The sequence below is a fragment of the Mannheimia indoligenes genome (assembly GCF_036880405.1).
In the GTDB taxonomy this organism is placed as follows: domain Bacteria; phylum Pseudomonadota; class Gammaproteobacteria; order Enterobacterales; family Pasteurellaceae; genus Mannheimia; species Mannheimia indoligenes.
In genome coordinates, this window is record NZ_JBAJJM010000001.1 from 144830 (window position 1) to 171629 (window position 26800).

Sequence of the window (26800 nt, forward strand, 5' to 3'; positions counted from 1 at the left end):
TTATATTTTATAAAATTAAAATTTTGAGGTTCATTCATAATGTTTGGTTTTGACCCAACAACAATAATGTTTGTTGTTTATATTTTGGGTATGATTGCAATTGGATTTATTGCTTATCGTGTAACAAATAATCTTTCAGACTATATTTTAGGTGGTCGCCGTTTAGGCAGTTTTGTAACAGCATTATCCGCAGGTGCTTCAGATATGTCGGGCTGGTTGCTGATGGGATTGCCCGGTGCAGTCTATGCAGGCGGTTTAATTGAAGCTTGGATTGCAATCGGTTTAACTATCGGTGCTTATCTAAACTGGAAATTAGTAGCAGGCAGATTACGTTCTCACACCGAACACAGCGGCGATGCTTTAACCTTACCCGAATACTTCCACAACCGCTTTGGTGATAAAACAAAATTAATTAAGATTTTATCAGCGGTCATTTTTTTACTCTTTTTTGCAATTTACTGTGCATCAGGCGTAGTAGCCGGTGCGAGAGTGTTTGAAAACCTCTTTGGTTTACCTTACCACCAAGCAATTTGGTATGGGGCAGTAGCAACCATTCTTTACACCTTTATTGGTGGCTTTTTAGCAGTAAGCTGGACGGATACCATCCAAGCCTCATTAATGGTTTTTGCCTTAATTCTAACGCCTCTGTTTGTAATGTATAACTTAGGTGGTTTTGATGAAATGCAAGCCTTAATCGATCGTGCAGGCGAAATGGCACAAAAAGATTATAACGATATCTTTACCGGCACGAGTATTTTAGCCGTGATTAGCCTAATGGCGTGGGGGCTTGGCTATTTTGGTCAGCCACATATCGTGGTGCGTTTTATGGCAGCGGAAAGTGTGAAATCGCTTGAAAATGCACGCCGTATTAGTATGACGTGGATGGTTATTTGTTTAGTAGGGGCGATTGGCATTGGCTATTTCGGTATGGCTTATTTCTTCGGTAATCCGGAACAAGCAAGGAATGTGAGCCAAAACCCGGAACAAATTTTCATTGAATTAGCAAAATTACTATTCAACCCTTGGGTTGCCGGTATTTTATTGTCAGCAATTCTTGCCGCTGTAATGAGTACACTTTCAGCACAATTACTGATTTGTTCAAGTGCGATTACCGAAGATTTATATAAAGGCATTTTACGCCCTAAAGCGACAGACAAAGAATTAGTGTGGTTAAGCCGTTTAATGGTACTTGCGGTGGCAGCTCTTGCAATTTATATCGCTCAAGATCCGGACAGCAAAGTATTCGGTCTAGTCAGAAATGCGTGGGCGGGCTTCGGCTCTGCTTTCGGACCTGTGGTGCTACTTTCTCTTTTCTGGAAACGTATGAACGGCTTCGGGGCAATTGCGGGAATGCTGACCGGTGCATTAGTGGTGCATTTCTGGGGTGATATTACCGGACTCTTTGTCCTACCTGAACTTTATTCAATGATACCGGGCTTTATTACGGCAACCGTGATGATTATTGTGGTTTCACTAATTACACCGGCACCAAGCAGAGAAGTTCAAGAAACCTTTGAACGTGCAAATAAAGCATATTTAGATGAAGTGAAATAATCGAAAAAGTGGCTTAATATATGTAGTATTAAGCCACTTTTGTTTAAGTTAGTATTTTCTAATACAGCTCTTTAATTCTAGATTCTGTCATTTCAGTCTGGCATTTAAACATTTCAATCATAGCTATATCACTACCTTTCATAGATGTTTTCCCACAGATAGCATCTTTACTCTTAATCCATTGTTTTTGAGCTGGTAGTAGGGATTTTTTCTGCTCTTTCGTTAAAGTGCTCCAAATACGATTTAATTCGGTATCCTGTGCTAAATATAGACTTCTTGCTTCAGATAAACTCATTGTAGGTAGTTCAGCTGTATTTTGTACAGGTTCTACTTGTTGTACTGCTATAGGTTGGTTAATAATTTCTTCTTTATACTGTGTTTCTTTTGCAATTTTTTCTTGTTGTTTTTTTAGTTCTAATTCTTCCTTACGTTGTTTTTCCGCCCTTTCTCGTTTTTGTTGTTCTAAAATAGGTTTGACAGCAACAAAGGCGGAAATAAGTCCCATTGCCGAGGATAAGTCATTATCAAGGGTTTTTACAAAAACTGTTTTTGCATCATCTGTAGGCTGAACGGTATATTCGACACGCTTCGAGAATACATTAGCTTTTTGTTGTAGATTCATATCCTCTAGATGACGATCTAAATTTCCTCCTGAATTTTCTCTAAAAATATCAGCAACAGTCATATAAGTATCAGAGGGGATAGTAAGAGAAATAGTTGCCTCACAGCTTTTCAGAGTGCTATTGCTGTCTTTAGATGTTGTAACAACTTCTGAAAAGGATAGTTTTAATAGGTCTAAAGCACTACGTTTATTCTGAGATGTTAGTTCTGAAAACTCGGCTACTTCATTAGATAGCACTTTGTATGCTTCTTTATTTATCAGTTCAATCAATGCAGACTGTGCAACTTCATTGGAGCAGCCTATTTGTGAAGATTTTTCTTCACAAGCGTTTAAAAAGACAGTTAATGGAAGAAAGGAAAGAAGGGATTTAAATTTCATTTGGTTGTCCTCGTTATAGAAAATAAATGCCATTCTACAATTGTTTTTTTTTTTGCACAATATACTAGTTTTATATGCATGCATCTAATAAGTAATGTGTATAGCTCCTGTATTGGGTCGGTGCTAAAATGAAAAAGAGTTGATATAGCTATTAAATAACATTAGCAAAAAATCAGAAAAATTTGACCAATTGAGAACAGTAATCTTATGACAATCTTCCTACTCGCTATTATTTATCTCTCCTTTATCAGTCTTGGCTTGCCTGATGCCATTTTAGGGGCGGCGTGGCCTTCAGTGCACCAAGATCTTAGTGTACCGCTTTCCTATGCGGGTGTCGTTTCAATGATTATGTCGATTGGGACTATTACCTCAAGCCTGATGTCGGATAAGCTTACCTACCATCTCGGCACAGGCAAAGTGATGGTAATCAGCGTTGCTTTAACCGCTCTCGCATTGTGGGGGTTTTCGATAAGTGATTCTTTCTGGATTTTGTGTTTATGGGCAATTCCTTACGGCTTAGGAGCCGGAGCGGTGGACGCGGCGTTGAATAACTATGTGGCAGTTCATTACGCCAGCCGACATATGAGCTGGCTGCATTGTATGTGGGGCGTAGGAGCATCTATTGGTCCGCATATTTTAGGTATTGCACTCTTGCAAGGTCGAGGCTGGGAAGGTGGCTATTACACGATTTCTCTATTACAAATCGGGCTAACGGTTATCTTATTTTGTTCTCTACCTTTTTGGAAATCTCGCAAGAAAACCGCTGCGGAAATGAATGAAGCCGCAAAACCGGTCAGCCTAAAAGAAGCCATTAAAATTCCGGGTGTGAAGTACGGCATTTTAGCCTTTATCGGCTACTGTGGTGTAGAACAAACTGCCGGGCTTTGGGCGAGTAGCTATTTTGTGATGGTAAAAGAGGTTGGCTTAGAACAAGCAGCTGCCTTTGGCAGTATCTTTTTTATCGGCATTACGGTTGGGCGAGGCATTAGCGGCTTTCTCACGTTAAAATTAAATAATCATCAAATGATTAAACTGGGTTTTGGTTTAATTTTGATCGGTATTGCAATGCTTTGTTTACCTTTCGGAAAATATGTAACCCTTGTCAGCTTAATTATTATCGGGCTAGGTTGTGCCCCTATTTTCCCGTGTTTAATCCATTCCACACCTGAATTTTTCGGGGAAGATAAATCTCAGGCAGTAATCGGTATTCAAATGGCAAGTGCTTATGTGGGTGTGCTTTTACTACCGCCGCTGTTTGGTTTGATCGCAAACGCTATTTCCATTCAATTATTACCGTTTTATCTGTTAGTAATGCTGACTCTTCTGGTTTATGCCTACCACAATTTGCGACGAAAAACGGTAAAATAAACAACACAAGCGGTCGAATCCTGAGATTTTTTTGCACATTTATCGACTATTACCTATTGTTACTATAGTTTAAGTAAATTAAATCTATTGATCCTACTCAAAATATTAGTGGATGTTTTAGCTCATAATAAAATCTCCTGTACCTATTATTGATTATTAAGGGGTTTATTATGAAGAAATATCTATTTTCAGGGCTTGCTTTAGCTGCTATCGGATATTTTGGGTTAGTGGGATACGCAACGTATTTTGATAAAGCAAATTCAGAAAAATTAATGGCGACAACTGCAGCAGAATTACCGCAATCGCATAAATCGGTATTAGGTGTAATGTATAAAAATGGCTGTCAATATTGCCATTCACCGAATGCTGAACTGCCGGGCTACGCGAAATTCCCTATTGCAAATCAAATTATTGCGAGTGATATTGAAACCGGAAATCGCTTTTTCCGTTTAGATCAGATGATTGAAGGAATGAAAGATCCAAGTAAATTATCTGAGGCAGATTTAGCGAAACTTGAGCAAGTTATTCGTAACGATGAAATGCCTGCGGCGAAATATATCCATATTCACTGGGGATCTCGCCCTGATGATGCAGAAAAGAAAGTGATTTTAGATTGGATCGAAGAGCAACGTAAAACACATTTCTTACCAGAAGGAGTGGAAGGAGTAAATGCGAAAAACCTTGTGCAACCTATTCCAAACAGCTTACCAACCAACCCTAAAAAAGTGGCATTGGGTAAAGATCTTTACTTAGATGGTCGTTTATCAGCAGATGGTTCTATCAGTTGCCACTCTTGCCACTTACTCGCACAAGCCGGCGTAGATAATTTACCGGTAGCGGAAGGGATTCACGGACTAAAAGGTGGCATTAATGCTCCAACCGTATTTAATGCCGCATTAAACAAATGGCAATTCTGGGATGGGCGTGCGAAAACGCTTGCTGATCAAGCAAGTGGTCCACCAACCAATCCTGTCGAAATGGGATCGAAGAGCTGGGACGAAATTGTAGCGAAATTTGATAAAGATGAAGAGTTCAAAAAACGTTTCTTTGAAGTTTATCCACAGATTTCCGAAGCAAATCTCACTGATGCAATCGGTGAATTTGAGAAAACCTTATTAACTCCAAATAGTGCGTTCGATAAGTTCTTAAAAGGTGATGAAAATGCCTTAACGGCGGAGCAAAAACGAGGCTACGAACATTTCAAAAATGCAAAATGTGATACTTGCCACACCGGTAGCTTAATGGGCGGGCAATCCTTTGAATATATGGGCTTGTATGGCGATTACTTTAAAGATCGTGGCACGGCGATGACTGATGCGGATCAAGGTCGTTATGCTCATACTAAAGATCCGCACGATATGCACCGTTTCAAAGTACCAACTTTGCGTAATGTTGCCTTAACCGCACCTTATATGCACGATGCCAGTGCAAAAGACTTAAAAGAAGCGGTGCGTATTATGGGCAAATATCAAAGCAATAAAAACTTCACGGATACAGAGTTAAACGAAATTGCCTCATTCCTTGAGTCTTTAACCGGGGAATACGAAGGTAAGTTACTCACTAATGAAAAAATGAAGTAATTATTGCAAACTGACAAGCGGTAATATTTTGCAAATTTTTTACCAAATATTACCGCTTGTGTCTTAATCAAAATGCTCTAACCCATACTGATATAACGCATTTTTCTTATAACCAAAAGTTTCTGCCACAATCGCTGCCGCTTTTTTCAGTGGCAATTCTTGGCAGAGGAGTTCAAGCAATTTGATTGCTTGGCTGGAAAATTCTTCCTCAAGATTTTGTTGTTTTCCTTCAACAATCAGCACAATCTCGCCTTTAATGCGGTTGCTGTCTTCATTTAGCCATTCAATTAAATTGCCGAGTTGCTCACCGTGAATGGTTTCCCACGTTTTAGTAATTTCACGAGCCATCACTACATAACGCTCTTCGCCGAAGACCTGCTTCATATCTGCCAAGGTGTCTAAAATGCGATGGGTAGATTCGTAAAAAATTAATGTGCGAGGTTCATTTTCTAATTCCGCTAATTTATCGCAGCGAGCCTTTGTTTTAGCAGGTAAAAACCCTTCAAAGCAAAAACGGTCTGATGCAATACCCGATGCACATAAGGCGGTAATCGCAGCACAAGCTCCGGGAATAGGAACAACTTTCACGCCTGCTTGGCGGCAGTGGCGAACCAGATGAAAACCCGGGTCGCTAATCAGTGGCGTACCGGCATCTGAAATTAACGCAATGTTTTCGCCTTTTGCTAATTTTTCCACTAAAACGACCGCTTTCTGTTGTTCGTTATGGTCGTGTAAGGCAAAAAACGGTTTTTTGATGCCGTAGTGGCTGAGTAATAAGCCACTGTGGCGAGTATCTTCAGCGGCAATTAAATCAACGCAGCCAAGCGTATCTAACGCACGTTGGGTAATATCACCTAAATTGCCGATAGGCGTGGCAACAATATATAAAATTCCGTAGTCCGGATTGATTTCAGATGAATTTTGTCTGTTTTTCATTTGCTTTTAGCTCATTTGATAAGTAAGATTTCATCATTAAATTTAGCACATTATATTCTATCGAGGAAAATACAATGGCAACTATTTTAAACCAAACAATGAAAAAGGCATTCGTGCCAACTGCAATTGCATTATTCATTTCTGCCTGTACATCGGTAAACCCAATCACCGAATCCATCAAAGATGAGGCTTATTCAAGTTCAGAATTCTATATCAATAAAGCCGATCAAACTAAAGCCAAAGAAGATAAAATTTCATACCAGCTGCTCGCCGTACGTAAATTAATTGATGAAAATAAAGAATATGAAGCACAAAATACCTTTAGTGAAATTCAAGTGGCTGAAATGAATGACGTGCAGAAATTAGAATATGCATTAGTTTCTGCACAACTTGCGGCTTTACAAGGTAAAAATGAAATGGCGATTAGCCAGTTAAAAGCGGTTCAACCGCCTTTATTAAGCCCTGCACAGCGTTTACGCTATATTCAAACACAAGCCCGTATTGCGGCAAATCAGAATGATGCAATTGGTATTGTGCGTGCAAGATCGCAGTTAAAGGCTTACTACAAAATGAACCGCGAACGCCAAGAAAATAACGATATTATTTGGCAAACTTTGCGTGATGCTAATCGTGGAATGCTAGAAAGAACCGTGCCTGAAGCCGGTGAAATGGAGCTTGCAGGCTGGTTAGCATTAATTAATATTTATAACCAAAATGTAACTACACCTGCTCAAATGCCACAGGCAATTAATAATTGGAAAAACCAATATCCAAACCACAGTGCGGTTACGGTTATGCCAACTGAATTACAAGGTGTGAATAATTTCCAACAAACGCAATTAAATAGTGTTGCATTATTATTACCGCTTAGTGGTGATGCTCAAATTTTAGGCGATATTATTCAGCGTGGTTTTAATGATGCGAAAGCAGATGATCCAACAGCAGTTCAGACGTTTGATACAAGCTCATCTGATGTAAATTCATTAATTACCCAAGCAAAACAACAAGGGGCAAATATTATTGTTGGACCGTTGCTGAAATCTCGGGTAGATGAAATGCTATTGAGCCCAGAAATTCAAAATATTAACGTGTTAGCACTAAATGCAACGGAAAACGCACGCAATATTGCTCAAGTCTGTTACTACGGCTTATCACCGGAGTCTGAAGCTCAAGCAGGGGCGGAGAAAATGTACCGTGATGGTCATCGAGTGGCTATCGTTGCAGCCCCACAAGATGATTTTGGTAATCGCTCAGCAGAAGCTTTTGCAAAACGTTGGCGTCAACTAAGTGGCACTGATGCTGATGTACGTTATTATAATCAACCGCTTGATTCTGTTGCTTCTATTCAAAATGCAGGCATAACTAAAGCCGGTTTGTATGTATTGGGTGGTGCAGAGCAAGTGCTTGAAATTAAACAAGGTATTGATAGTTCTAACTTAAAAGAACGCTTGGTAATTTATACTTCATCACGCAGTAACTCGCCAAATAATGGCATTGATTTCTATACGGCAATGGAAGGTGTGAAATTTAGTGAAGTGCCATTATTGGCAGATACTACTTCAAATGAATACCAAAAAGCAGAAAATTTAGCCAATAGTGATTTCTCAATGATGCGTTTATATGCAATGGGAGCTGATGCGTGGTCGCTTGCTACGAAATTTAACGAGTTCCGTCATATTCCGGGCTATAAAATTTCAGGTTTAACCGGCGAATTAAAAGCCGGACAAAATTGTAATATTGAACGTAGTTTATCTTGGTTGCAATATCAAAATGGGGCTATTCAGCAGGCTTATTAATAAACGAGAACAAGGCTCTTTTTATGAACAAAAAGCCCGAGTGTTTTTAGAACAGCAAGGGCTTCGTTTTGTTGCCGCTAACCAACATTTTAAAGGCGGAGAGCTGGATTTGATTATGCAAGACGGACAAACGATTGTTTTTGTCGAAGTCCGTCAGCGTAAAAGTGATCGTTATGGTTCGGCAGTTGAAAGCATTGATTACCGAAAACAACAAAAATGGCAAAATGCGGCGAATATGTGGCTACTCAAACAACATCAAAGTTTAGAAACTGCAAACTGCCGCTTTGATGTGGTTGCTTTTGATGGAAGCCAATCCCCATTATGGATTCCTAACTTTTTAGGTTAGATTAAGATGTTAAATAAAATCCAAGATAGATTTACCGAAAGTATACAAACCCAAATTTCTGCAGCAGAATTATTGCCGACTAAATTGAGTGAAGCAGCAAACCGCATTGTGGCGTGTTTATTGCGTGGCGATAAAGTGATTGTATGTGGGCACGGGCGTTCTTACGGCAATGCGGCTCTGCTGGTTAGCCACTTAATTCATCGCTATGAGCTGGCAAGACCGAGCTTTTCTGCGGTGCAATTACAAATTAACGGCATATTAGCCGGTGTTTTTGCACAAGATAATGAGCTAGATTCAATTTATAAAAAACAATTACAAGCGGTTGCAAAAGAGGGTGATCTCTTCATTGTTTTTTCGCCTGTGGGAAATGAAGAGTGTATATTGCAAGCCATTCATACGGCTAAAAGTCAGCATTTAGATTTAGATATTATTGCTTTAACAGGCAGTAATAATGACCACACACTCGGATTATTAGATGAAAGTGATATTGAAATTTCAGCTCCCTCAACCAATGAGTTGAGAGTGATTGAAAGCCATCATTTTTATACTAATTTACTCTGTGAACTTATCGACCATTTACTTTTCTCGTAAGGAGAGATTATGACGTATTTAGCAAAAAAACTGCTTAAAGCAGGTTTATTCACTTTAGGCTTCCTGTCTTTACAAGGCTGTATTACCACCGCAGTAGTAACTTCAGCAGCAGTGGCAACCAAAGTGGCTACTGACCCACGCTCAACAGGCACACAGGTTGATGATGAAATTTTAGAAGAAAAAGTGGCTTACAACATCAATAAAGACGAACAAATTAAACAAGAAGCCCGCATTAATGTAGTGGCTTACAACGGTAAGGTATTATTAATTGGTCAAGCACCGAGTATGGACGTAGTGGAAAATGCTAAAAACTTAGCCGCAGGAGCAGAAGGGGTAACGGAAATTTATAACGAAATCCGACAAGGCGAAAAAATCGGTTTCGGACAGATTACACAAGATAGCTGGATTACCACTCAAGTTAAATCTAAACTATTAGTGAATGGCGAAGTAAAAGCGACAGAAGTAAAAGTGGTTACCGAAAACAGCGAAGTTTTCTTAATGGGTAAAGTAAGCCAAGCTCAAGCCGATGCTGCTGCCGAAGCTGCTCGCAATGTGGGTGGTGTAACAAAAGTTGTGAAAGTATTTAGCTATGCACACTAATTGATAAGGCGAATCTAAGTGTTCGCCTTATTTCGTTGATTTGCAAATTTTTAGGGAAATTTGACCGCTTGTTTTACTAATAAAATAGGAATAAACAATATGAAAAAGACAGCATTATTTAAATTAAGTGCATTAAGTCTTGCTTTAGCAGGGCAATATGCTTACGCAGATGTAGTTAAACATACTTGCACGGTAAGTTCAGATTGTTATTACTCAACATTACATTCTGGTATTACGACAGCTGATGGTAAGACTAAAACCGAATATTATTGGTATCTTAATTCTACTAAATTAGGTAAGCACAATGATGATCTAGAGGCTTCGGTTACTCCTCAGCACTACCAAAATAAACCTTCACTTGATGATGATATTCGTGGTTCTAATTCTTTAATTGGTATTGGTAATTCTGATAGAGATGTTTTTTCTCTTGCTGAATTAGAGTACAAAAGAAAAGCTAGTCTATATATCCCATCAGGCACGACAGCAACCGTTGCTAATAGTGGTCATCACAATGCTAATGTTGTATCTATTAGAAATGCGAATGCTAAGATTGATTCAGGCGTTAGATTACAAGCAGGAGAATCAGAAGATGAGAAAACGCTACTGGTAGCTATTGATGTATCTGGTGAAAGCAATGTAACAACTTCTGCAGATGTGATATTAAAGAGTAGAGACTCTGTCGGTATTTGGGCAAATGATAGTTCAACGGTAACAGCTAAAAATCATAAAATTGAATTATCGCCTGAATCATCGGGAGTTTTAGTGCGAGATAGTGCGAAGGTAGTATTGGAGAATGTTAATATTACAGGTTTGGGAGCATTACAGGCTGCTTTAGATATAGGAGAGGAAGGAGCTTTTCTTGAATTTAATCAAGGTACTATTAATTTAACTAATGATATTTTAACAACAGCTGCTGGATTAAGTTCGGGAAAAGTAGATATCAATCATAGTAATGTGAATGCGAATTATGCGATGCTTTCTGACGCATATTGGTATAAAGAAAATGAAGATTATACTTCTGCTCATAGCGTAGTGAATATTAATCATAGTAATGTGACTGGTAGAGAATTATTTGTGGCAGTAAATACCAATGAAGATACAGAGCCACTTTCTCGTGATTATTCTACTACCGTGAATGTTGAGAGCAGTAAGATATCAGGTAGAATTGTAAATATTAAAGATGTTTCTGAGGAAAACGAAGACAACGAATTAGATATTCGCATTGATACGCAAGCTAATACTAATGTTGATCTCACAATGAAAAATAGCCAATGGACGGTTAATGGCGATAGCCATTTAAATGGGCTTGCAATGGCAAATTCTACAACCTCATTGCAAAAAACAGGCAACCAATTCCAAACTTTGACGATTACAGATTACTTAATCGGCAATGGTCATTTCGATCTCAACACCGATCTTGCTAACCAACAATCCGATAAAATTGTGGTAAAAGGCGAAGATAGCGGTCTTTTTACCTTAGGTATTAAAGACAGCGGGAATGAGCCACAGGCTGAAAATGGTAAAGTAACACTTGTTGAAACCCAAACAGGGCAAGCTCAATTTAGTTTGAAAGATCGTGATTATGTTGATGCAGGGGCGTATCGTTACCGCTTAAATAAAGAGGGAACAAATTGGGTATTGGCAAACCGCCAAGCTGAATCTGTTAAAAATAACCCTATTCAGCCTACGCCTCCGGCTAAGCCTGTAACGCCAGCACCTACTGAGCCAAGTCAGCCAATTGCTCAGCCAAAACCTGTAGCTCCAACTCCACCGGTTGTTGTTCAACCGACACAGCCTAGCCAACCTGTTGTAGTTCCTGTGTTGAAAGCCTTAAGTGAGAAAACAAACGCTCTTGTTTCTCTCCGCCAGGCTCAAGGTATATTGCTGAACCAAAACTTACAAGGCATTCATCAACGTTTAGGCGAGTTAAAAACTGATAAATTCAGCAATGTGTGGGTAAAAAATAGCAATACCCGAAGTGAAGCTAAAGCCCAAAATGTGGCAGTAGATAGCCGTTCTTCAGGGTTTGAGATGGATTCTCACAGCTTACAAATTGGGGCAGATCGTGCCATTAATGATAATCTGCGTTTAGGTGGATTTGTAGGTACAAGCCGTGCTGATGTGGATTTTAATGGTGAATATGGCAAAGGAAAATTACGTTCACAAGCGGTCGGTTTATACGCAACTTTTGCAAATGAACAAGGCTGGTATCTGGATAACATCGTCAAATATGAACGTTTAACTGCTAAATTTGTTGATGAGAAACGTAAATACAATGCGTTTAGTCTTTCCAGCGAAATCGGCAAACGTTTTGCATTAAGTAATGATTGGAGCATTACACCACAAGCTCAACTTGCTTATCATACCGTTAATGGAAAAGCTGATGAAAGCCGTTTAAATCTCTTTACCGCTCGTGCAGGCGTACGTGTCGCAAAAGGCTTTGTATTGAATAATGGTTGGAATGTACAACCTTATGCGGAAGTGAATGCGATTGCTGAAAAAGCGAATAATGCAAAAGTACGCGTGAATCAATATCAGTTTGACGTTGCAGAAAATAAAGGCAGAGTACAAACCGCATTAGGCTTAACGGCAGGAAATAATAACCACCGTTTAGGCTTAGAGGCTTCAGTTACCTCTGGTAGTAAATTTAAGCAACCACTTAGTGTGTTAGCGAATTATCGTTATCAGTGGTAATGATCTGCAAAAAATCAGGGAAATTTGACCGCTTGTAAAAACGTAGGGGCAAATTGCAATTTGCCCCTATTTTCATCTTATCGACAGAAATGATAAATCAACTTGGTTAATAGCTCTTTCGTCGGCTCAATATATTTCATCTCTAAAAATTCATCAGGCTGGTGAGCTTGCTCAATTGAGCCTGGTCCTAGCACGAGTGTAGGGCAGAGTTGCTGAATAAATGGGGCTTCGGTGCAGTAGTTTACCGCATCACATTTTTCACCTAATAATTTTTCTACCACTTGTACGATTTGGGCGGAGTGTTCGCATTCATAGCCCGGAATGCCGTCGTGTATCGGGCGGATTTCAATTAAATCGCCATATTGTTCAAGCATTGGTTTTAAGTATTCATCAACCATTGCGTATAAATCGGCTAACGGCATATTTGGTAATGGTCGCATATCAAACTGTAATTCACAGCAAGCACAAATGCGGTTAATCGCATCGCCACCACGAATGTTACCGAAGTTCATTGTCGGGTGAGTAACTTGGAAAAGCGAATTATGATATTTCTCTTTCAGGTCATCACGCATTTTCATCAAGTAGCCGATAGATTCGTGCATCAATTCAATTGCATTAATCCCTTTGCTTGGGTCGCTCGAATGCCCGCTTTTACCTGTGATTCTGACTGATTCCCCCATATGTCCTTTATGGGCTCGAATCGGCTTGAGCGAAGTTGGCTCACCGATAATCGCACAATCCGGGCGAATGTGGGTGTGCTGTGCGAAGGTTTTTGCCCCAAGCATCGTGGTTTCTTCATCGGCTGTGGCTAAAATGCGGATCGGCTTTTTGATTTGCGATAAGTCGATTTGGCTGACCACGTCCACTACAAAAGCAAAAAAGCCTTTCATATCCGCTGTGCCTAAGCCGTATAATTTCCCCTCTTTTTCGGTCAGTTTGAAGGGGTTAAACGTCCATTTTCCATCATCAAACGGCACGGTATCGGTGTGCCCTGCCAGTAATAATCCACCTTCGCCCTCGCCATAGGTTGCAAGTAAGTTGTATTTATTACGGCTGCCTTCAACGGCTAAAATGTCGGTTTTGAAGCCAAAATCGGCAAGCCAAGTGGCGAGTAATTCAATCAATGCACGGTTTGATAAATCATTTTCTGCCACCAAGCTGGAAATCGTGGGTAGCTCAATAAGTTGTGCATAGCGGTTAATAAACGGAATGTTGTGTTTCATAGTTTATCCTGTTGTATCTTATTTTATGTTTCTATAGGGCGAGTTAATGACGGAATTTTTCTCAACCGTTTAATAATGGCAAAACCGGCTAAAATTTCCCACATCATAATAGTGTAAATGCCTGCTCGCTCAATTAATGGACTGAAAATCGTCGGTAAGAACATTGTAATTAAAATACAAACTGCCCCGATAATGCCTGCCGTAATGCTAAAACGTTTGAAAAAACGCATTGTTGGGTGGTAAATATCTAGCCCTGCAATAATCAAAGTTAAGTTACCAATTAAAAAAGTGATGCTTGCCCCTAGATTGTAAATACCAAATTCGCTGCGTGAGGTGGGTTGAATACCCGAAATTAACGAGCAACCAATTGCAAAACCGAGTGCTAAAACTAAGCCGATAACACGCAGTTTATTGTGGGTAATGTGGGTAATGCCGATTGCATAAATAAAGAAAAAAACGACCGCTTGTATCACAAACATTGAACTCATTACGATAGAAAGCGGTGAGAGTTGGGTTGCTTTGCCATCAATCATTGTGCCGACAGGCACAAGCAATTCTAAGGTGCTGTGGTGGAAATAGGTAGTAAGCGATCTTTCACTGAATAAAATTGTGAAATGTTCTGCCAGTAGGTAAAAAACACCACTGAAACTAGAAACAATCGCAATGATAGATACTAGAAATGCACAGCTTTTGCGAAAGCAAGGGTGCATCAGAAAAGGGTAAAATTTCACCCCAAATGAACCGCTTGTAAAATAGTTTTCCACCGCTTTTGAAATTGCGATTAATTTTTGTACGAGATTTTTAATCCACTCTGTTTTCATAACGACCTTTATTAACGAGTTGCGTGGGTTAATGTATGGGTTCGCACATCGAACACGTCCATTCCACCGCTAAGAGCGGCTTGCACGCCTAAATCGGCATCTTCAAATATCAAACAACGATGAGCAGGCACACCCAGTTTTTCAGCACATTTTAAAAATGTTTCAGGATCTGGCTTATGGTTGCTTACATCATCAGAATCTACAATAACCGAAACATATTGACGTAGGTTAAATTTTTCGTCTAATAATTCCACCATTGCACGGTGCGAACCTGTGCCGATCGCCATTGGTTTTTTACCGAGATTGGCTTTCACTATCTCGAAAGCGGGCAGTAATGTTGCATTTTCAGGAATTAATTCCATACCAAATTGGCGTTTTAATTTAACCACTTCATCAAAATAATGCTCCGGCATATTGGCTCGCTTCATTGTTTCACGGGCAATCACAAAGGTAGTTGAGCCGCTGAGTTCAAACATTGCCTCTGAAGTTAAAGGATAACCCAACAGCTCGCCTACTTTTTCCCACGCTTTGGCGTGGCTTGGCATAGTGTCAATTAATGTGCCGTCCATATCAAAAATAAGGGCATCGTATTGGTCAATAATAGTTTGATCTAACATTGCTTTTCCTAAATTTTGGTCCTAAATTCTGGCTTTAAGTCCACCAAATTCTTCAATCATTTTAGCGGTAAAGGTTTTTAATTCTTCCGTCATCAGCAAGAAATCGGCATCAAAACGTTGGGCGACATCTTCTTTTAGAATATCATCGTTTTTCTCACGCACTTCATCAGCAAATTTAAGGCGAGAAAGCGTGGCATCTTCATTGAGAACACAAGAGAAATGGGCTTCCCACTCAATTGCAAGTTTTGTGATAAATTTGCCCGCTTGTAAATGCTGGGCGATTTCCTCTGTTTCCAAATCTTGGCGTTTGCAGCGGATAACGCTGTCGGTATCAAAGGATTTCAGCTCGGCTTCTTCTAATAAAGTTAGCCAACTTGGTGTATGCCCTTTTGCAATCCAGTTTGTCATCACTTCTGCCGGCGGTAGTGTGAATGAAATCGGCACAACAGGTAATGAGCCGAGTGTTTTACGCAGTAATGCAAGCGTATCTTCTGCTCTCTTACTTGAAGCAGCATCAACATAAACCAATTGATTATCTAAATCTAACCAAAGAGCGGTAAATTGATGCTTGCTAAAGGCTCGAGGTAAAAGGTTAGACACCACCTGATCTTTCACTGCCTGCTTTTCGGTTTTTTTGAGTTTACGAGCCTCTTTTTCTTCCAATTCTGCAATGCGTTGCTCGGTTTCGGCTTTGACTACATTGGCGGGCAGTAATTTATCCTCTTTGTGTGAAACCAGCAAAAATTGATTACCTTGTGAAAAATGAAGTAAATCAGACCCTTTTAGTGGACTAGACCAGCCGAATTTGCTCATATCAAATTGAGTGCAAGGTGTGAATTTTGTTTCTTGCTGCAAATCATCAAGGCTTTTGCTATCAAGCGAAAGCTCGCCGGTTAATTTATAAATCATCACATTTTTGAAGAAAACCATTTTTGCCTGTCCTTTTAGAGAAATCTTTTAAGGTGTAGAATAAGGTATTTTAACAGAGCCAACCCCAACACAGTAGAGAATTTGCAAATGAACAGTAAAAAACTTGCCTTTATCGGCACGGGCAATATGGCATTCGCCATTATTCAAGGTTTATTGAGAAGCGGTTATCACGCTTCTCAAATCATTGCGTGTAATAAAAGCAATATTGCTCGGAGAGAGGCATTACAAGCGGTCGGAATTTCCACACATTTTGCAAATCGTGAAGCGGTAGAACAAGCGGAAGTGGTGGTGTTAGCGGTTAAACCTCAGGTGATGGCAGAGGTTTGTGCAGAATTTGCGGACATCGATTTTTCAAATAAATGGGTCATTTCTGTTGCCGCGGGGATTTCGGTGAAACGTTTGGAAGAGTTGCTTCCAACAGCGAAAAGTATTATCCGCACAATGCCGAATACGCCTTCATTGATTGGTGAAGGAATGACGGGGCTATTTGCAAAAAAATCGGTAAATTCGACCGCTTGTGAATTTGCTGAGAACTTAATGAGTGCGGTAGGGAAATGTTATTGGGTGGAAACTGAGGACAAAATCAACCACATTATTGCCATTACCGGCTCAAGTCCTGCTTATTTTTTCCGTTTTATGGAAGTAATGCAACAAAGTGCAATGCAAATGGGTTTTAGCGAGCAAGATGCAAGATTGCTTGTGCAATCTGCTGCACTTGGAGCGGCAAAATTAGTAGAGGCAAATCCAACAGTTCCCCTTTCAACCTTACGAGAAAATGTAACATCCAAAGGTGGTACAACAGCTAAAGCCCTTGAGGTATTTGAGCAAGCCAATCTTGCCGATACGGTAGATAAAGCAATGTGGGCGGCAATTTACCGTGCTGAGGAAATGGAGAAGTCATTATGATAGCGGTTTCACCGTTTAAATGGGCGGCATTTAACTATTTCGGTTTCTTTTGTGCCTACGGCGTAATACTGCCATTTTTACCTGTTTGGCTAAAGCATCACGGCTATTCCACTGAAATTATCGGGTTACTGGCTGCCGTAGGCTACCTGTTTCGCTTTGGCGGCAGTATGCTGGCTTCGCAGCGAGTAAAAGCGGTAAACCAGCTTATTCCAACCGCAAGAACCTTAACGTGGCTAAATATTGCAGTTGCCGTTGTGCTGGCATTTTCAGGCGATTCTATTTGGTTGGTCTTTCCTGTCTTAATGCTGTTTCAAATGTTTAATTCAGGGGCGATGCCGATTGCAGATAGTATAGCTTCCATTTGGCAACGACAAGTCGGTTTGGATTACGGTAAAGCCAGACTTTTTGGCTCAATCGCATTTGTGGTTGGTTCGCTTTGCGGTGGCTATTTTATCGGGCAGCTAGGCGAAGATATTGTAGTTTGGGTTATTATTGGCTTTCTAGTCTTGTTTGGCATTGGGCAATTCGCTAGACCAACAGTTGGTTTTGAAGATAAGAATGTGGTAACTAATGGCTCTAATGTAACTTACTTAGCCTTATTAAAAGAACCTACCACCTTACGAATGTTAATTGCGGTATCGTTAATTTCAGCGTCTCACGCAACTTATTACACCTATAGCACCATTCATTGGTCAAATGCAGGCATTTCAACGGAAATCACCAGTTTATTTTGGGGATTAGCGGTGGTATCGGAGATTTTGTTCTTTTTAGTCTCTAAACAGTTGTTTAAGTCGTGGAAAATTAGTCATTTGATGATTTTATCTGCGGTATTTGCTTTTATCCGCTGGGGGATTATGGGGAGTACAACAGAGATTGCATTAATGATTTTTGCACAAATGTTACACTCAGTTACCTTTGGGGCTTCTCATATTGCAATGATTCGCTATATTTCAATGCAATCGGCAGAAAATATTACGAAGTTACAAGGCTTATATTTCGGTTTGGCAAGCTGTGCGTTTATGGCGGTATTTACCTTTGTAGCGGGAATGATCTATCAATATTCACCAAGTTTAACCTTCTGGTTAATGGCTGCTTTTGTTGTACCGGCGATGTTTATTGTACCGAAAAAATTTGAGGTACAGATTTTGAAATAAGCATAAAAAATGCCGACATTATGTCGGCATTTATTTTTAAAAATCGTTAAAAATTAGATTTTTTTCACGTTTACTGCTGATGCACCACGATCTGAATCTTGGATTTCAAATTGTACTTTTGCACCATCTTCTAAAGTACGGTAGCCACCGTTTGCTTCGATTGCAGAGAAGTGAACGAATACATCTTTTCCGCCTTGGTCTGGAGTGATGAAACCAAAACCTTTAGTTGAATTGAACCATTTTACTGTACCAGTAACTGCTGACATAGGATTTTCCTTATAAATATAAAAAGTGATAAAAGATAGCTAGACGGGATATTACAGACGCATCTATCAATCACTTACCTTTTAGGAAAATAACTAAAAAGATTCAACTACTAATTAACACACGAACAGCTTTTACCATTAGAGCATTTATTCATTTTTTAAGCAAATGATTTTTACGCTTTTGTGAACATTTATCTAAAAAAATAGTCTGTTTTTTGTAAAACGAATATGCGATTTATATGGACGAAGCTTTATAAATCAAATATAGTATTAAGTTAGATTTTAACTTAGCAAATTCTCGAATTTTTTATTAACGGAACTTATTATGTCGGAACAACAAGTAGAGCAAACAACAGAACAGACTAACAATAAAACGAACCCAAGCACAAAGGAAGTGATTGGGTATTTAGCGGAAAAATTCCCGCTTTGTTTCACTGTTGAAGGGGAAGTTAAACCGCTAAAAGTGGGGCTTTTCCAAGAATTAGCAGAAGCGTTAAAAGATGATGAAAAAGTAAGTAAAACCTTATTACGTCAAGTGTTGCGTAACTATACAAACTCTTGGCGTTATTTAGCTGCAAGCCAACCGAATGCTGCTCGTGTCGGTTTACAAGGCGAAGAAGTTGGCTTTGTAACAGAAGAAGAAGCAACTCACGCAGCAGAAACCTTAGCAGCAGCCAAAGCAGTTGTTGCAGAGCGTAAAGCACAAGAACGTAAAGAGCAACGTAAAGAATTCTTTAAGCAAAAAGCACGTGAAGAAAATGCTAAAAAACGTGTGGCTTCTAAAGCAAAAAAAGTAGCAGATAATTTACCTAAAGCATCAGAGGAAAAATTAGCAGCTTTAGCAAGTAAATTTGGTCGTAAATAATATGTATAGTGGGCGTATAAACGCCCTTTGCAAATTTTTATCGTTTTATGACCGCTTGTAGATTGGAAAAGAAAATGAAATTAACAAAATTAAACAAAATAGTTGCACTAACTTTAGGTTTATTGGTTAGCAATGTCTTTGCGGTTCAACCTGATATTAAAGAGAATAACATTGTTATTCCAAAACCAAGTGAACAGCACAGCTTATCAACCAAACGTGTTACAGCTCGTCTCACTCAATCTCATTATCATAAATTCCAACTAAATGATGAGTTTGCATTGAAAATTTTTAACCGTTATGTTGATTGGCTTGATCCATCGCATAATACTTTCTTGCAATCGGATATTGATGAAATGCGTAGCAAATATGCTATGTTATTAGATGATGATTTATACGCCGGTAAATTAGATGCAGCATTTGCAATGTATGAGCTGATGTCTAAACGCCGTTATGAACGTTATAGCTACGCATTGTCTTTATTGGATAAAGAGCCGGATTTAAAAGGCAGCGATAAAATTGAGATAGACCGTGAAAAAGCGGCATTCCCAACAAGTGTGGAAGAAGCGAATACACTTTGGGAGCAGCGTGTCAAAAACGATATTATCAATTTATATTTGAAAGATAAAAAATGGGCTGACATTAAGAAAACTTTAGTCAAACGTTATAATTTTGCAATTAAACGTTTAACTCAAGTGAAAGCAGATGATATTTTACAAACTTACTTGAATTCATTTTCTCGTGAGATTGACCCTCATACCAGTTATTTATCGCCTCGTGCGGCAAAAGCCTTCCAAGAGAGTATGAACCTTTCATTAGAAGGGATTGGGGCAACACTTACTCAAGAAGATGATGTAACCAGTATTAAGTCTTTAGTGCCGGGTGCTCCAGCCGCGAAAAGTAAGAAACTTGTGGTTGGCGATAAAATTATCGGCGTTGGTCAAGGTGAGAAAGGCGAAATTGAAGATGTTATCGGTTGGCGTTTAGATGATGTAGTCGATAAGATTAAAGGTAAAAAAGGCACAAAAGTTCGCCTAGAGATTGAGCCGGAAAAAGGCGGGAAAACGAAGATCATCACACTTGTGCGTGATAAAGTGCGTATTGAAGATAGTGCAGCTAAATTAACTCTTGAGAAAGTAGATGGAAAAAGTGTTGGGGTAATTAAAATTCCAACCTTCTATATTGGCTTAACTGAAGATGTGCGTAAATTATTAGCGGATATGAGTAAGCAAAATGTGGAAGGTTTAATCATCGATCTGCGTGAGAACGGTGGTGGTTCATTAACGGAAGTGATTGAATTAACGGGTTTATTTATTAAAGGTGGACCGGTAGTTCAAGTGCAAGATGCCTTTAACCGTATCAAAGTACACGAAGATCCTGAATCAAAAATCGTTTATGACGGTAAAATTATGGTAATGATTAATCGCCATAGTGCATCGGCTTCCGAGATTTTTGCAGCTGCAATGCAGGACTATAACCGTGCGATTATTGTTGGTCAGCAAACCTTTGGTAAAGGTACAGTGCAGCAAAGCCGTTCATTGAATTTTGTGTATGATTTAGATAAAGAACCATTAGGTTTTATTCAATATACAATTCAAAAATTCTATCGTATTAATGGTGGTAGTACTCAGCTGAAAGGGGTTGATGCGGATATTAAATTCCCTGAAATCATTAATGCGGAAAAAACTGGCGAAAGTTTTGAAGACAACGCTCTGCCTTGGGATAAAGTGCCTGCAGCGACGTATCAAGAAGCGGGTAATGCACGCAATGCAGTTTCAGAGTTAAAAACGAAACACGAAGAGCGTATTGCGAAACATCCGGAGTTCATCGTATTAAATGAAAATATCGCTATTCGTAAAGAGCGTGATGAGCGTAAATTCTTATCGTTAAATTTAGAAGAGCGTTTGAAAGAAGAGAAAACCGATGATGTAAAACGCTTGAAAGATATTAATGCCCGTTTCGCAAGAGAAGGTAAAAAAGCATTGAAAAGCATTGATGATTTACCAAAAGATTATGAAGCACCTGACTTTTTCTTAAAAGAAACTGTACAAATGGTAGTAGATTGGTCGAATATTGGTAAAAAACCATAAATGTGTTTATAATATACACAAATATTGCCGCTTAGATTACTAAGCGGTCTATTTTTTGAAAAAATTTGCAAATGATATTAAGAGGAAGAGTGGGTGAAAACCTTTAAATTATTACCTATTATGATGGCTTTTTCAGGTTTAGCTTTAGCTGAAACGGCAACAGTTACTCAGGCTACAGCTGCACCTGTTGTGCAAGATACAATTTTACCGCAGTTAAGTTTTGCAGCCCAACAAGCTCGTGCCGCAGAATTGGTAAAACAGGCAGATTACGCGTTAGCTCAAGAACAAATTCGCCAAGAGCAAGCAAGAAAATTTGCAGAGGCAGAAGCGAGAGTGAATCAAGAAATTGGTAATAATGCCCTATTACTAAACCAAGCGACAACAAAAGTTTATTTAGACAATGAATTTGCCACAATGTGGAATGACAAAGCCGCAGAAAAAGCTTTTTTAAAAGAATATGCTTTATTTGCTGCAAGTGGTGTATCGTCTAAATCTGCTAAAGCATTACAACAAATCTTAAATCAGCCGGAAGGTTTAGGTAGAGATATTTTATTAACAGATGGCTTTTTAGATTATTTGTATTACAACAAAAATGTGTTTAAAAATGCCAATAACTGGTTATATAACTTAGGAAGCTACTCACCTAAAGCCCCTTCTCTGGAACAAATTACTAAATGGACGAGTGCGGTAAAAGATGGTTCATCAGGTCAGTTTGTAACTAATCTTGTGCCAAGAAATCATTTATATCGTGATACTGCGGAAAGAGTATTAGCAATGGTAGGTGGTTCATCTTCAGCAAAATCTAAAAAAGGTAAAGTAGCGGGGGGAGAAGTAGTAAATAATGGCGGTTCTTTCTATAAATTAGCACTAAATGCTCAACGCTTGCGTATTATTCCAAGTTTCAATAACGGTATTTTTGTGAATATTCCAAGTTATCAATTATATTACTTCCGTGATGGGGCATTGGCTTTGCAGTCTAAAGTGATTGTTGGACGAGCTGATCGTAAAACGCCTGTAATGTACAGCAAATTAAGTAATGTTGTAGTAAATCCGCCTTGGAATGTTCCAACGAGTATTATGACAAAAGATATTGTGCCAAAACTTGCCCGTGATCCAGGCTATGCAGATCGTGCTAGTTTTGAAATTTTAGATGGCAGCGGTAATAAAATTAATCCGCGTAGCGTGAATTGGTCGCAGTATTTAAATGCAAAAAGTACACCATACCGTATTCGCCAGCAAGCAGGTGATGATAGTGCATTAGGTCGCTATAAATTTAATATGCCAAGTTCAGATGCAATTTATTTACACGATACGCCAAACAGAGGATTATTTGGTAAGACAGACAGAGCGTTAAGTTCAGGTTGTGTGCGTGTAGAAAAAGCAGATGATTTAGCGACAATCCTTCTTAAAGAATCAGGTTGGAGCGTGGATAAAAAGAACCAAGTATTAGGTAGTAAAAAAACCACTTCTGCACAAATTCGCTCGGATAATCCGGTTTATTTATATTATGTAACTGCTTGGGTTGAAGGTGGAAAGGTACAAACTTTGCCGGATATTTACAACCTTGATGCGAAAATTCCACAATATTCAATTAGTTGGGGAAAAGTTAAAAGTTTGATTTAACGTAATACATCACAAGCTCCAAGAAGATCCGGTATCTTCTTGGAACTTTTTTATAATTTAGATTACTAATTGTAATCTATGATTAAAAATTACACTATAGATTTACAGAAATTCGTTTATCGAAGCGATTTTCTTTAAATTATTAGCTAACCTATGAGGAAAAAATGAAACAAATTGATGTTCAACGCCGTAAGTGGTTATCACTCGGCGGACTTGTTTTAGGGGCTAGCCTTCTGCCGGGTCAAGTAATGGCAGCTCTTTCTACTCCTGCCCCTGCTGCATTACGTTTTCGTAATATTAATACAGGCGATACCTACACAGCGAAATTTGGTGCAGGTGGTTTAAATAAAAAAGATCTCGGTCAATTAAATTATTTGATGCGAGATCGTCATATCAATCAAGTTAAAGCGATTGATCCAAAATTATTCGTTAAACTTAACCAATTACAGCGTCGTTTAGGTTTCCATAATGCAGAAATTCTAGTATTAAGTGGTTATCGCTCGGCACAAACTAATGCAAGAATGCGTCGTAGAAGTCGTGGTGTAGCACATCATAGCTATCATATTCTTGGTCAAGCAGTAGATTTCCAAGTTTCAGGAGTGCCTTTAAATAAAGTAAGGCAAGCAGCAGAAAGTTTGAACAATGGAGGGGTTGGTTACTATCCTCGTAGTAATTTTGTTCACGTTGATACCGGTCCTGTTCGTACTTGGAGAGGCTAACAAGCGGTCATATTTTATGTTTAATTTGCAAATTATTCCTGTTAGCCCATTCCAGCAAAATTGTACTGTGATATGGGATAACAATAAAAATGCAGCTATTATTGATGCCGGTGATGATGCAGACCGTATCATTCAATTTGTAGAATCTCAAAATTTAAACGTGCAAAAATTGCTGATTACTCACGCACATTTAGATCATATTATGGCTGTTAAAGCTGTTAGAGATCATTTTAACGTTGAAGTGTTTGGTTCTCAGATAGCAGATAAACCATTATTTGAACATTTACCTGAAATGTGCCAACAATTTGGCTTACCAGCGGTAGAAGGATTTTATCCGGATCACTGGCTAGAAGAAGGCGATGTGGTTGAGGTAGGTGAGTTAAAATACCATATTCGCCACTTGCCGGGACACGCACCGGGACATATTGGTTTCTTTGATTTTGAGAATAAAATCGCTTTTAGTGGTGATGTTTTATTCCAAGACAGCATTGGAAGAACTGATTTGTATATGGGAAGTTATGATCAGCTTTTAGAAACTATTCGTACTAAAATGTTTGATTTAGATGATGATTTCATCATTGTGCCGGGGCACGGCTCACATACCACTATTGGGCGAGAAAAACAGAGTAATCCGTTTTTGAAGTCGTAGAGATAAAAAAGCAGAGTTTTCACTCTGCTTTTTTACTATCTTGCACCTCGCAAATAAAGCCGGTAATTATGGCTTTCTTCAGTAGGTTTAATTAATGCCACGGTCTGTTTTTGCTTTGGCTGTAGCCATAACGGTTGCCAGCCTGAACTTTCTGAAATACCATTTGGTGATTGGGTTACACCATCTTTATCGTACCAAAATAGCTTGTAAATCACATTAAGTGGAAAATCTGTTAAGTTAGTGGCACTAAAGGTTTTGCCATTGGTATCGAGTTCCACTTTTTGTGCAATATTTTCCTCAATATTAACAATAGGCTTTGAACCTGTTGGTAAATAGCTTACCGGCTTGCTTGCACAAGCGGTCAAAAAAAGTGAAAAAATTGCAAAAGTAAAATAGGATAAACGCATAATGTTACTTCGCCACTAATGGACCTAATTTCTCTCCACCAAGTAAGTGCATATGAATGTGGAACACTTCTTGCCCTGCGTTTTTATTACAATTCATAATTAAACGATAGCCATCTTCGGCAATACCTTCTTCTTTAGCAATTTTGGCTGCAACGGTAAATAAACGCCCTAATGCTAATTCATCTTCGGCAGTAACGTGATTAACGGTTGGAATAAATTTATTCGGAATAATCAGAATGTGCGTAGGGGCTTGTGGAGAAATATCACGAAATGCCGTAACAAGCTCGTCTTGATAGACAATATTGGCAGGAATTTCTTTGTTAATGATTTTGGTAAAAATCGTTTCTTGGTATTCTGTAGTCATAAAATGTTCCTTCTAGTCAATTAAGCCTAATACTTTTTTCACCGGGGCAAAACTTTTGCGATGATAAGGTGTTTCCCCAAATTCAATTAACTTTTCAAAATGTAACTTAGTCGGATAGCCTTTGTGTTTGGCAAAACCGTATTGCGGAAATTGTTTATCTAATTCCTCCATTTCTTGATCACGAGCTACTTTGGCAATAATCGATGCGGCACTGATTTCAGCTACTAAGCTATCACCTTTAACTACTGCTTGTGTCGGCACGGAGAATTGTGGTGGGCGATTGCCATCAACTAAGATAAAATCAGGCTGAATATGTAACCCAGCTACTGCACGCTGCATTGCAAGCATTGTAGCGTGGAGAATATTTAATTCATCAATTTCAGCCGGTTCAGCTCGACCAAGCGACCAGCTCAGAGCTTTTGCTTTGATTTCTTCTGCCAATGCTAAGCGTTTCTTTTCCGATAGTTTTTTAGAATCCATTAACCCTTCAATCGGATTATTAGGATCTAAAATCACTGCTGCGGTTACAACTGCTCCAACTAACGGACCTCGCCCGACTTCATCAACGCCTGCAATCAATTGGGCGTTTGGATAGATAAACTCACTCATTATTATACTTCTTCTTTTCTAAAATGGCGTTGGCTTTTGGTTTCAGACAGGCTTTCAATTAAGCGGTGGTAATTTTCAAACCGAATTGCAGAAATTTTACCATTTTCGACCGCTTGTTTTAATTCACAGCCAGGGTCGTTTTTATGTTTGCAATCACGGAATTTGCAAGTACCTAGCACTGATTGAAATTCACGATAACCAAGCGTAATTTGTTCCGGCTCTAAATGCCATAATCCAAATTCACGAATGCCCGGAGAGTCAATTAATTGACCTCCTTGTGGTAAATGGTATAAACGTGAAGCGGTAGTAGTATGTTGCCCCAATCCTGAATTATCACTTACAGATCCTGTGAGTGCATTGACTTCCGGCAGAAGCTGGTTAATAAGGCTCGATTTTCCTACACCTGATTGACCAACGAAAATGGATGTCCCTTTTGCAAGATATTGATGCAAAGTGTGCATATTCTCGCCGGTATCGGCGGATAGGCAAAGTGTTTCATAGCCAATATCTTCGTAAATTTTTAATTGTTCTTGAACGGCTTTTCGTTCTGTTTCACCAAGTAAATCAATTTTGTTCAGCACGATAAGAGCCGGGATATTGGCAGTTTCGCAAATGACTAAATAGCGATCAATAATATTGAGTGAAAGCGTAGGCACAACTGCTGACACGATGATGATTTGATCGATATTTGATGCCATTACTTTAATACCATCATAATAATCGGGGCGAGTAAGCTCATTTTTACGAGGGAATACAGCTTCAATCACGCCACTTATGCCCTGTAGCTGTTCACTGCCTTTACGCCAAGAAACACGATCACCCACCACTACATTTTTTAATGTACGGCGGATATTACAACGGAAAATTTCACCTGCTTCAGTTTCGACATCAGCGTGTTTAACGTGACGAGTTACTACAATGCCTTGTTGCATTTCGCCCAGCATATCATCTTGCCATTCAATCTCTTTTTTATTGATGCGTTTATGATGATTAGACTTAATTCTACGTTGTTGATTGTGGGTTAGTTTTGGTTTACTCAAAAGGATACTCTGCTATTAAAAAATAGTTATGGTGTTAGAATACTATAAAACCTAT

The 26800-nt window shown here is 39.1% G+C and carries 26 protein-coding genes; 15 read left to right on the top strand and 11 right to left on the bottom strand.

The annotated features are described in order from the left end of the window. Positions 1-39 precede the first annotated feature (39 nt). The gene (gene putP / locus V6W77_RS00795; RefSeq protein ID WP_334253497.1) at positions 40-1554 is read left to right on the top strand and encodes a sodium/proline symporter PutP; all 1515 of its coding nucleotides are present in this window, start codon (positions 40-42) and stop codon (positions 1552-1554) included. Positions 1555-1612: 58 nt separating this feature from the next. Here the strand turns inward: putP and V6W77_RS00800 are convergent, their stop codons facing one another. Next, positions 1613-2554, bottom strand: coding sequence for a lysozyme inhibitor LprI family protein (locus V6W77_RS00800; protein WP_334253498.1), 942 nt, complete (start codon positions 2552-2554; stop codon positions 1613-1615). A gap of 207 nt (positions 2555-2761) precedes the next feature. On the opposite strand from V6W77_RS00800, the gene V6W77_RS00805 reads away from it, so the two are divergent. Further along, positions 2762-3922: an MFS transporter gene (locus tag V6W77_RS00805; RefSeq protein ID WP_334253499.1), complete on the top strand. Its 1161-nt coding sequence runs from the start codon at positions 2762-2764 to the stop codon at positions 3920-3922. Between the two features lie 170 nt (positions 3923-4092). Continuing rightward, positions 4093-5502 (top strand): cytochrome-c peroxidase, encoded by a 1410-nt coding sequence (locus tag V6W77_RS00810; protein ID WP_334253500.1) that lies wholly within the window; start codon positions 4093-4095, stop codon positions 5500-5502. Between the two features lie 63 nt (positions 5503-5565). On the opposite strand, the gene rsmI is transcribed toward V6W77_RS00810, so the two are convergent. Continuing rightward, on the bottom strand, positions 5566-6438 hold the full coding sequence (gene rsmI / locus V6W77_RS00815; protein WP_025235360.1) for a 16S rRNA (cytidine(1402)-2'-O)-methyltransferase: 873 nt from the start codon (positions 6436-6438) through the stop codon (positions 5566-5568). A gap of 74 nt (positions 6439-6512) precedes the next feature. Here rsmI and V6W77_RS00820 point away from each other — a divergent pair, with 74 nt between their 5' ends. The 5 genes from V6W77_RS00820 to V6W77_RS00840 all read left to right on the top strand — a co-directional run bounded on the left by V6W77_RS00820 (position 6513) and on the right by V6W77_RS00840 (position 12465). After that, on the top strand, positions 6513-8234 hold the full coding sequence (locus tag V6W77_RS00820; RefSeq protein ID WP_334253501.1) for a penicillin-binding protein activator: 1722 nt from the start codon (positions 6513-6515) through the stop codon (positions 8232-8234). Beyond that, positions 8209-8580, top strand: a complete 372-nt coding sequence (locus tag V6W77_RS00825; RefSeq protein WP_334253502.1) for a YraN family protein — start codon at positions 8209-8211, stop codon at positions 8578-8580. Before V6W77_RS00820 ends, V6W77_RS00825 begins: the two co-directional genes overlap by 26 nt. A 6-nt stretch (positions 8581-8586) precedes the next feature. Continuing rightward, complete coding sequence (locus V6W77_RS00830) at positions 8587-9171, top strand: D-sedoheptulose-7-phosphate isomerase (RefSeq protein ID WP_283386338.1); 585 nt, start codon at positions 8587-8589, stop codon at positions 9169-9171. A gap of 9 nt (positions 9172-9180) precedes the next feature. After that, a complete protein-coding gene (gene dolP / locus V6W77_RS00835) occupies positions 9181-9771 on the top strand; it encodes a division/outer membrane stress-associated lipid-binding lipoprotein (protein WP_334237021.1) in 591 nt (196 codons plus the stop codon). Between the two features lie 99 nt (positions 9772-9870). Then, entirely contained in the window at positions 9871-12465 is a 2595-nt protein-coding gene (locus V6W77_RS00840) for an autotransporter outer membrane beta-barrel domain-containing protein (protein ID WP_334253503.1), read from the top strand. Between the two features lie 77 nt (positions 12466-12542). On the opposite strand, the gene argE is transcribed toward V6W77_RS00840, so the two are convergent. From argE to rdgC, 4 genes are read right to left on the bottom strand one after another with little or no spacing between them, the layout of a single operon-like run. Next, entirely contained in the window at positions 12543-13688 is a 1146-nt protein-coding gene (argE, locus tag V6W77_RS00845) for an acetylornithine deacetylase (RefSeq protein ID WP_334253504.1), read from the bottom strand. A gap of 23 nt (positions 13689-13711) precedes the next feature. Continuing rightward, positions 13712-14509: a DUF998 domain-containing protein gene (locus tag V6W77_RS00850; protein WP_334253505.1), complete on the bottom strand. Its 798-nt coding sequence runs from the start codon at positions 14507-14509 to the stop codon at positions 13712-13714. Positions 14510-14520: 11 nt separating this feature from the next. Continuing rightward, positions 14521-15126 carry a beta-phosphoglucomutase family hydrolase gene (locus tag V6W77_RS00855; RefSeq protein WP_025236597.1) on the bottom strand — a complete coding sequence of 202 codons (606 nt, stop codon included), beginning with the start codon at positions 15124-15126 and terminating at the stop codon, positions 14521-14523. Between the two features lie 21 nt (positions 15127-15147). Then, entirely contained in the window at positions 15148-16056 is a 909-nt protein-coding gene (gene rdgC / locus V6W77_RS00860) for a recombination-associated protein RdgC (protein ID WP_334253506.1), read from the bottom strand. Between the two features lie 87 nt (positions 16057-16143). Between rdgC and proC the strand changes: the two genes are divergently transcribed. Continuing rightward, positions 16144-16962 (top strand): pyrroline-5-carboxylate reductase, encoded by an 819-nt coding sequence (gene proC / locus V6W77_RS00865; RefSeq protein ID WP_334253507.1) that lies wholly within the window; start codon positions 16144-16146, stop codon positions 16960-16962. After that, complete coding sequence (locus tag V6W77_RS00870) at positions 16959-18116, top strand: 3-phenylpropionate MFS transporter (protein ID WP_334253508.1); 1158 nt, start codon at positions 16959-16961, stop codon at positions 18114-18116. The genes proC and V6W77_RS00870 overlap by 4 nt, the downstream gene beginning before the upstream one ends. Before the next feature lie 53 nt (positions 18117-18169). Here V6W77_RS00870 and V6W77_RS00875 read toward each other — a convergent pair whose 3' ends face one another. After that, positions 18170-18382, bottom strand: coding sequence for a cold-shock protein (locus V6W77_RS00875; protein ID WP_025236593.1), 213 nt, complete (start codon positions 18380-18382; stop codon positions 18170-18172). Positions 18383-18707: 325 nt separating this feature from the next. Between V6W77_RS00875 and proQ the strand changes: the two genes are divergently transcribed. From proQ to V6W77_RS00900, 5 genes are all read left to right on the top strand, one after another. Next, positions 18708-19247 carry an RNA chaperone ProQ gene (gene proQ, locus V6W77_RS00880; protein ID WP_025236592.1) on the top strand — a complete coding sequence of 180 codons (540 nt, stop codon included), beginning with the start codon at positions 18708-18710 and terminating at the stop codon, positions 19245-19247. A 74-nt stretch (positions 19248-19321) separates the two neighbouring features. Further along, entirely contained in the window at positions 19322-21334 is a 2013-nt protein-coding gene (gene prc, locus V6W77_RS00885; protein ID WP_334253509.1) for a carboxy terminal-processing peptidase, read from the top strand. 93 nt (positions 21335-21427) lie between these two features. Next, positions 21428-22957: a L,D-transpeptidase family protein gene (locus V6W77_RS00890; RefSeq protein WP_487348995.1), complete on the top strand. Its 1530-nt coding sequence runs from the start codon at positions 21428-21430 to the stop codon at positions 22955-22957. 164 nt (positions 22958-23121) lie between these two features. Then, positions 23122-23676, top strand: a complete 555-nt coding sequence (gene mepK / locus V6W77_RS00895) for a peptidoglycan L,D-endopeptidase MepK (RefSeq protein ID WP_283386328.1) — start codon at positions 23122-23124, stop codon at positions 23674-23676. 16 nt (positions 23677-23692) lie between these two features. Continuing rightward, positions 23693-24325, top strand: coding sequence for an MBL fold metallo-hydrolase (locus V6W77_RS00900; protein ID WP_025236588.1), 633 nt, complete (start codon positions 23693-23695; stop codon positions 24323-24325). Between the two features lie 35 nt (positions 24326-24360). Here V6W77_RS00900 and V6W77_RS00905 read toward each other — a convergent pair whose 3' ends face one another. From V6W77_RS00905 to rsgA, 4 genes are read right to left on the bottom strand one after another with little or no spacing between them, the layout of a single operon-like run. Next, a complete protein-coding gene (locus V6W77_RS00905) occupies positions 24361-24732 on the bottom strand; it encodes a YcfL family putative periplasmic lipoprotein (protein ID WP_334253510.1) in 372 nt (123 codons plus the stop codon). Between the two features lie 4 nt (positions 24733-24736). Next, positions 24737-25096: a purine nucleoside phosphoramidase gene (gene hinT / locus V6W77_RS00910; protein WP_025236586.1), complete on the bottom strand. Its 360-nt coding sequence runs from the start codon at positions 25094-25096 to the stop codon at positions 24737-24739. 12 nt (positions 25097-25108) lie between these two features. Further along, positions 25109-25708: a ribonuclease HII gene (gene rnhB, locus V6W77_RS00915; RefSeq protein WP_334253604.1), complete on the bottom strand. Its 600-nt coding sequence runs from the start codon at positions 25706-25708 to the stop codon at positions 25109-25111. Next, the gene (rsgA, locus tag V6W77_RS00920; RefSeq protein ID WP_334253511.1) at positions 25708-26745 is read right to left on the bottom strand and encodes a small ribosomal subunit biogenesis GTPase RsgA; all 1038 of its coding nucleotides are present in this window, start codon (positions 26743-26745) and stop codon (positions 25708-25710) included. Before rsgA ends, rnhB begins: the two co-directional genes overlap by 1 nt. Positions 26746-26800 lie beyond the last annotated feature (55 nt).

Excerpts from the sequence above, each read along its gene's own strand:
- proQ (WP_025236592.1), top strand. The coding sequence starts at position 18,708 with ATGTCGGAACAACAAGTAGAGCAAACAACAGAACAGACTAACAATAAA.
- V6W77_RS00875 (WP_025236593.1), bottom strand. The coding sequence starts at position 18,382 with ATGTCAGCAGTTACTGGTACAGTAAAATGGTTCAATTCAACTAAAGGT.
- V6W77_RS00830 (WP_283386338.1), top strand. The coding sequence starts at position 8,587 with ATGTTAAATAAAATCCAAGATAGATTTACCGAAAGTATACAAACCCAA.
- V6W77_RS00840 (WP_334253503.1), top strand. The coding sequence starts at position 9,871 with ATGAAAAAGACAGCATTATTTAAATTAAGTGCATTAAGTCTTGCTTTA.
- V6W77_RS00810 (WP_334253500.1), top strand. The coding sequence starts at position 4,093 with ATGAAGAAATATCTATTTTCAGGGCTTGCTTTAGCTGCTATCGGATAT.
- rsmI (WP_025235360.1), bottom strand. The coding sequence starts at position 6,438 with ATGAAAAACAGACAAAATTCATCTGAAATCAATCCGGACTACGGAATT.
- V6W77_RS00900 (WP_025236588.1), top strand. The coding sequence starts at position 23,693 with ATGTTTAATTTGCAAATTATTCCTGTTAGCCCATTCCAGCAAAATTGT.
- hinT (WP_025236586.1), bottom strand. The coding sequence starts at position 25,096 with ATGACTACAGAATACCAAGAAACGATTTTTACCAAAATCATTAACAAA.
- V6W77_RS00800 (WP_334253498.1), bottom strand. The coding sequence starts at position 2,554 with ATGAAATTTAAATCCCTTCTTTCCTTTCTTCCATTAACTGTCTTTTTA.
- V6W77_RS00905 (WP_334253510.1), bottom strand. The coding sequence starts at position 24,732 with ATGCGTTTATCCTATTTTACTTTTGCAATTTTTTCACTTTTTTTGACC.
- mepK (WP_283386328.1), top strand. The coding sequence starts at position 23,122 with ATGAAACAAATTGATGTTCAACGCCGTAAGTGGTTATCACTCGGCGGA.
- putP (WP_334253497.1), top strand. The coding sequence starts at position 40 with ATGTTTGGTTTTGACCCAACAACAATAATGTTTGTTGTTTATATTTTG.
- V6W77_RS00870 (WP_334253508.1), top strand. The coding sequence starts at position 16,959 with ATGATAGCGGTTTCACCGTTTAAATGGGCGGCATTTAACTATTTCGGT.
- V6W77_RS00825 (WP_334253502.1), top strand. The coding sequence starts at position 8,209 with ATGGGGCTATTCAGCAGGCTTATTAATAAACGAGAACAAGGCTCTTTT.
- V6W77_RS00850 (WP_334253505.1), bottom strand. The coding sequence starts at position 14,509 with ATGAAAACAGAGTGGATTAAAAATCTCGTACAAAAATTAATCGCAATT.
- argE (WP_334253504.1), bottom strand. The coding sequence starts at position 13,688 with ATGAAACACAACATTCCGTTTATTAACCGCTATGCACAACTTATTGAG.
- dolP (WP_334237021.1), top strand. The coding sequence starts at position 9,181 with ATGACGTATTTAGCAAAAAAACTGCTTAAAGCAGGTTTATTCACTTTA.
- prc (WP_334253509.1), top strand. The coding sequence starts at position 19,322 with ATGAAATTAACAAAATTAAACAAAATAGTTGCACTAACTTTAGGTTTA.
- V6W77_RS00855 (WP_025236597.1), bottom strand. The coding sequence starts at position 15,126 with ATGTTAGATCAAACTATTATTGACCAATACGATGCCCTTATTTTTGAT.
- V6W77_RS00805 (WP_334253499.1), top strand. The coding sequence starts at position 2,762 with ATGACAATCTTCCTACTCGCTATTATTTATCTCTCCTTTATCAGTCTT.
- rdgC (WP_334253506.1), bottom strand. The coding sequence starts at position 16,056 with ATGGTTTTCTTCAAAAATGTGATGATTTATAAATTAACCGGCGAGCTT.
- proC (WP_334253507.1), top strand. The coding sequence starts at position 16,144 with ATGAACAGTAAAAAACTTGCCTTTATCGGCACGGGCAATATGGCATTC.
- V6W77_RS00820 (WP_334253501.1), top strand. The coding sequence starts at position 6,513 with ATGGCAACTATTTTAAACCAAACAATGAAAAAGGCATTCGTGCCAACT.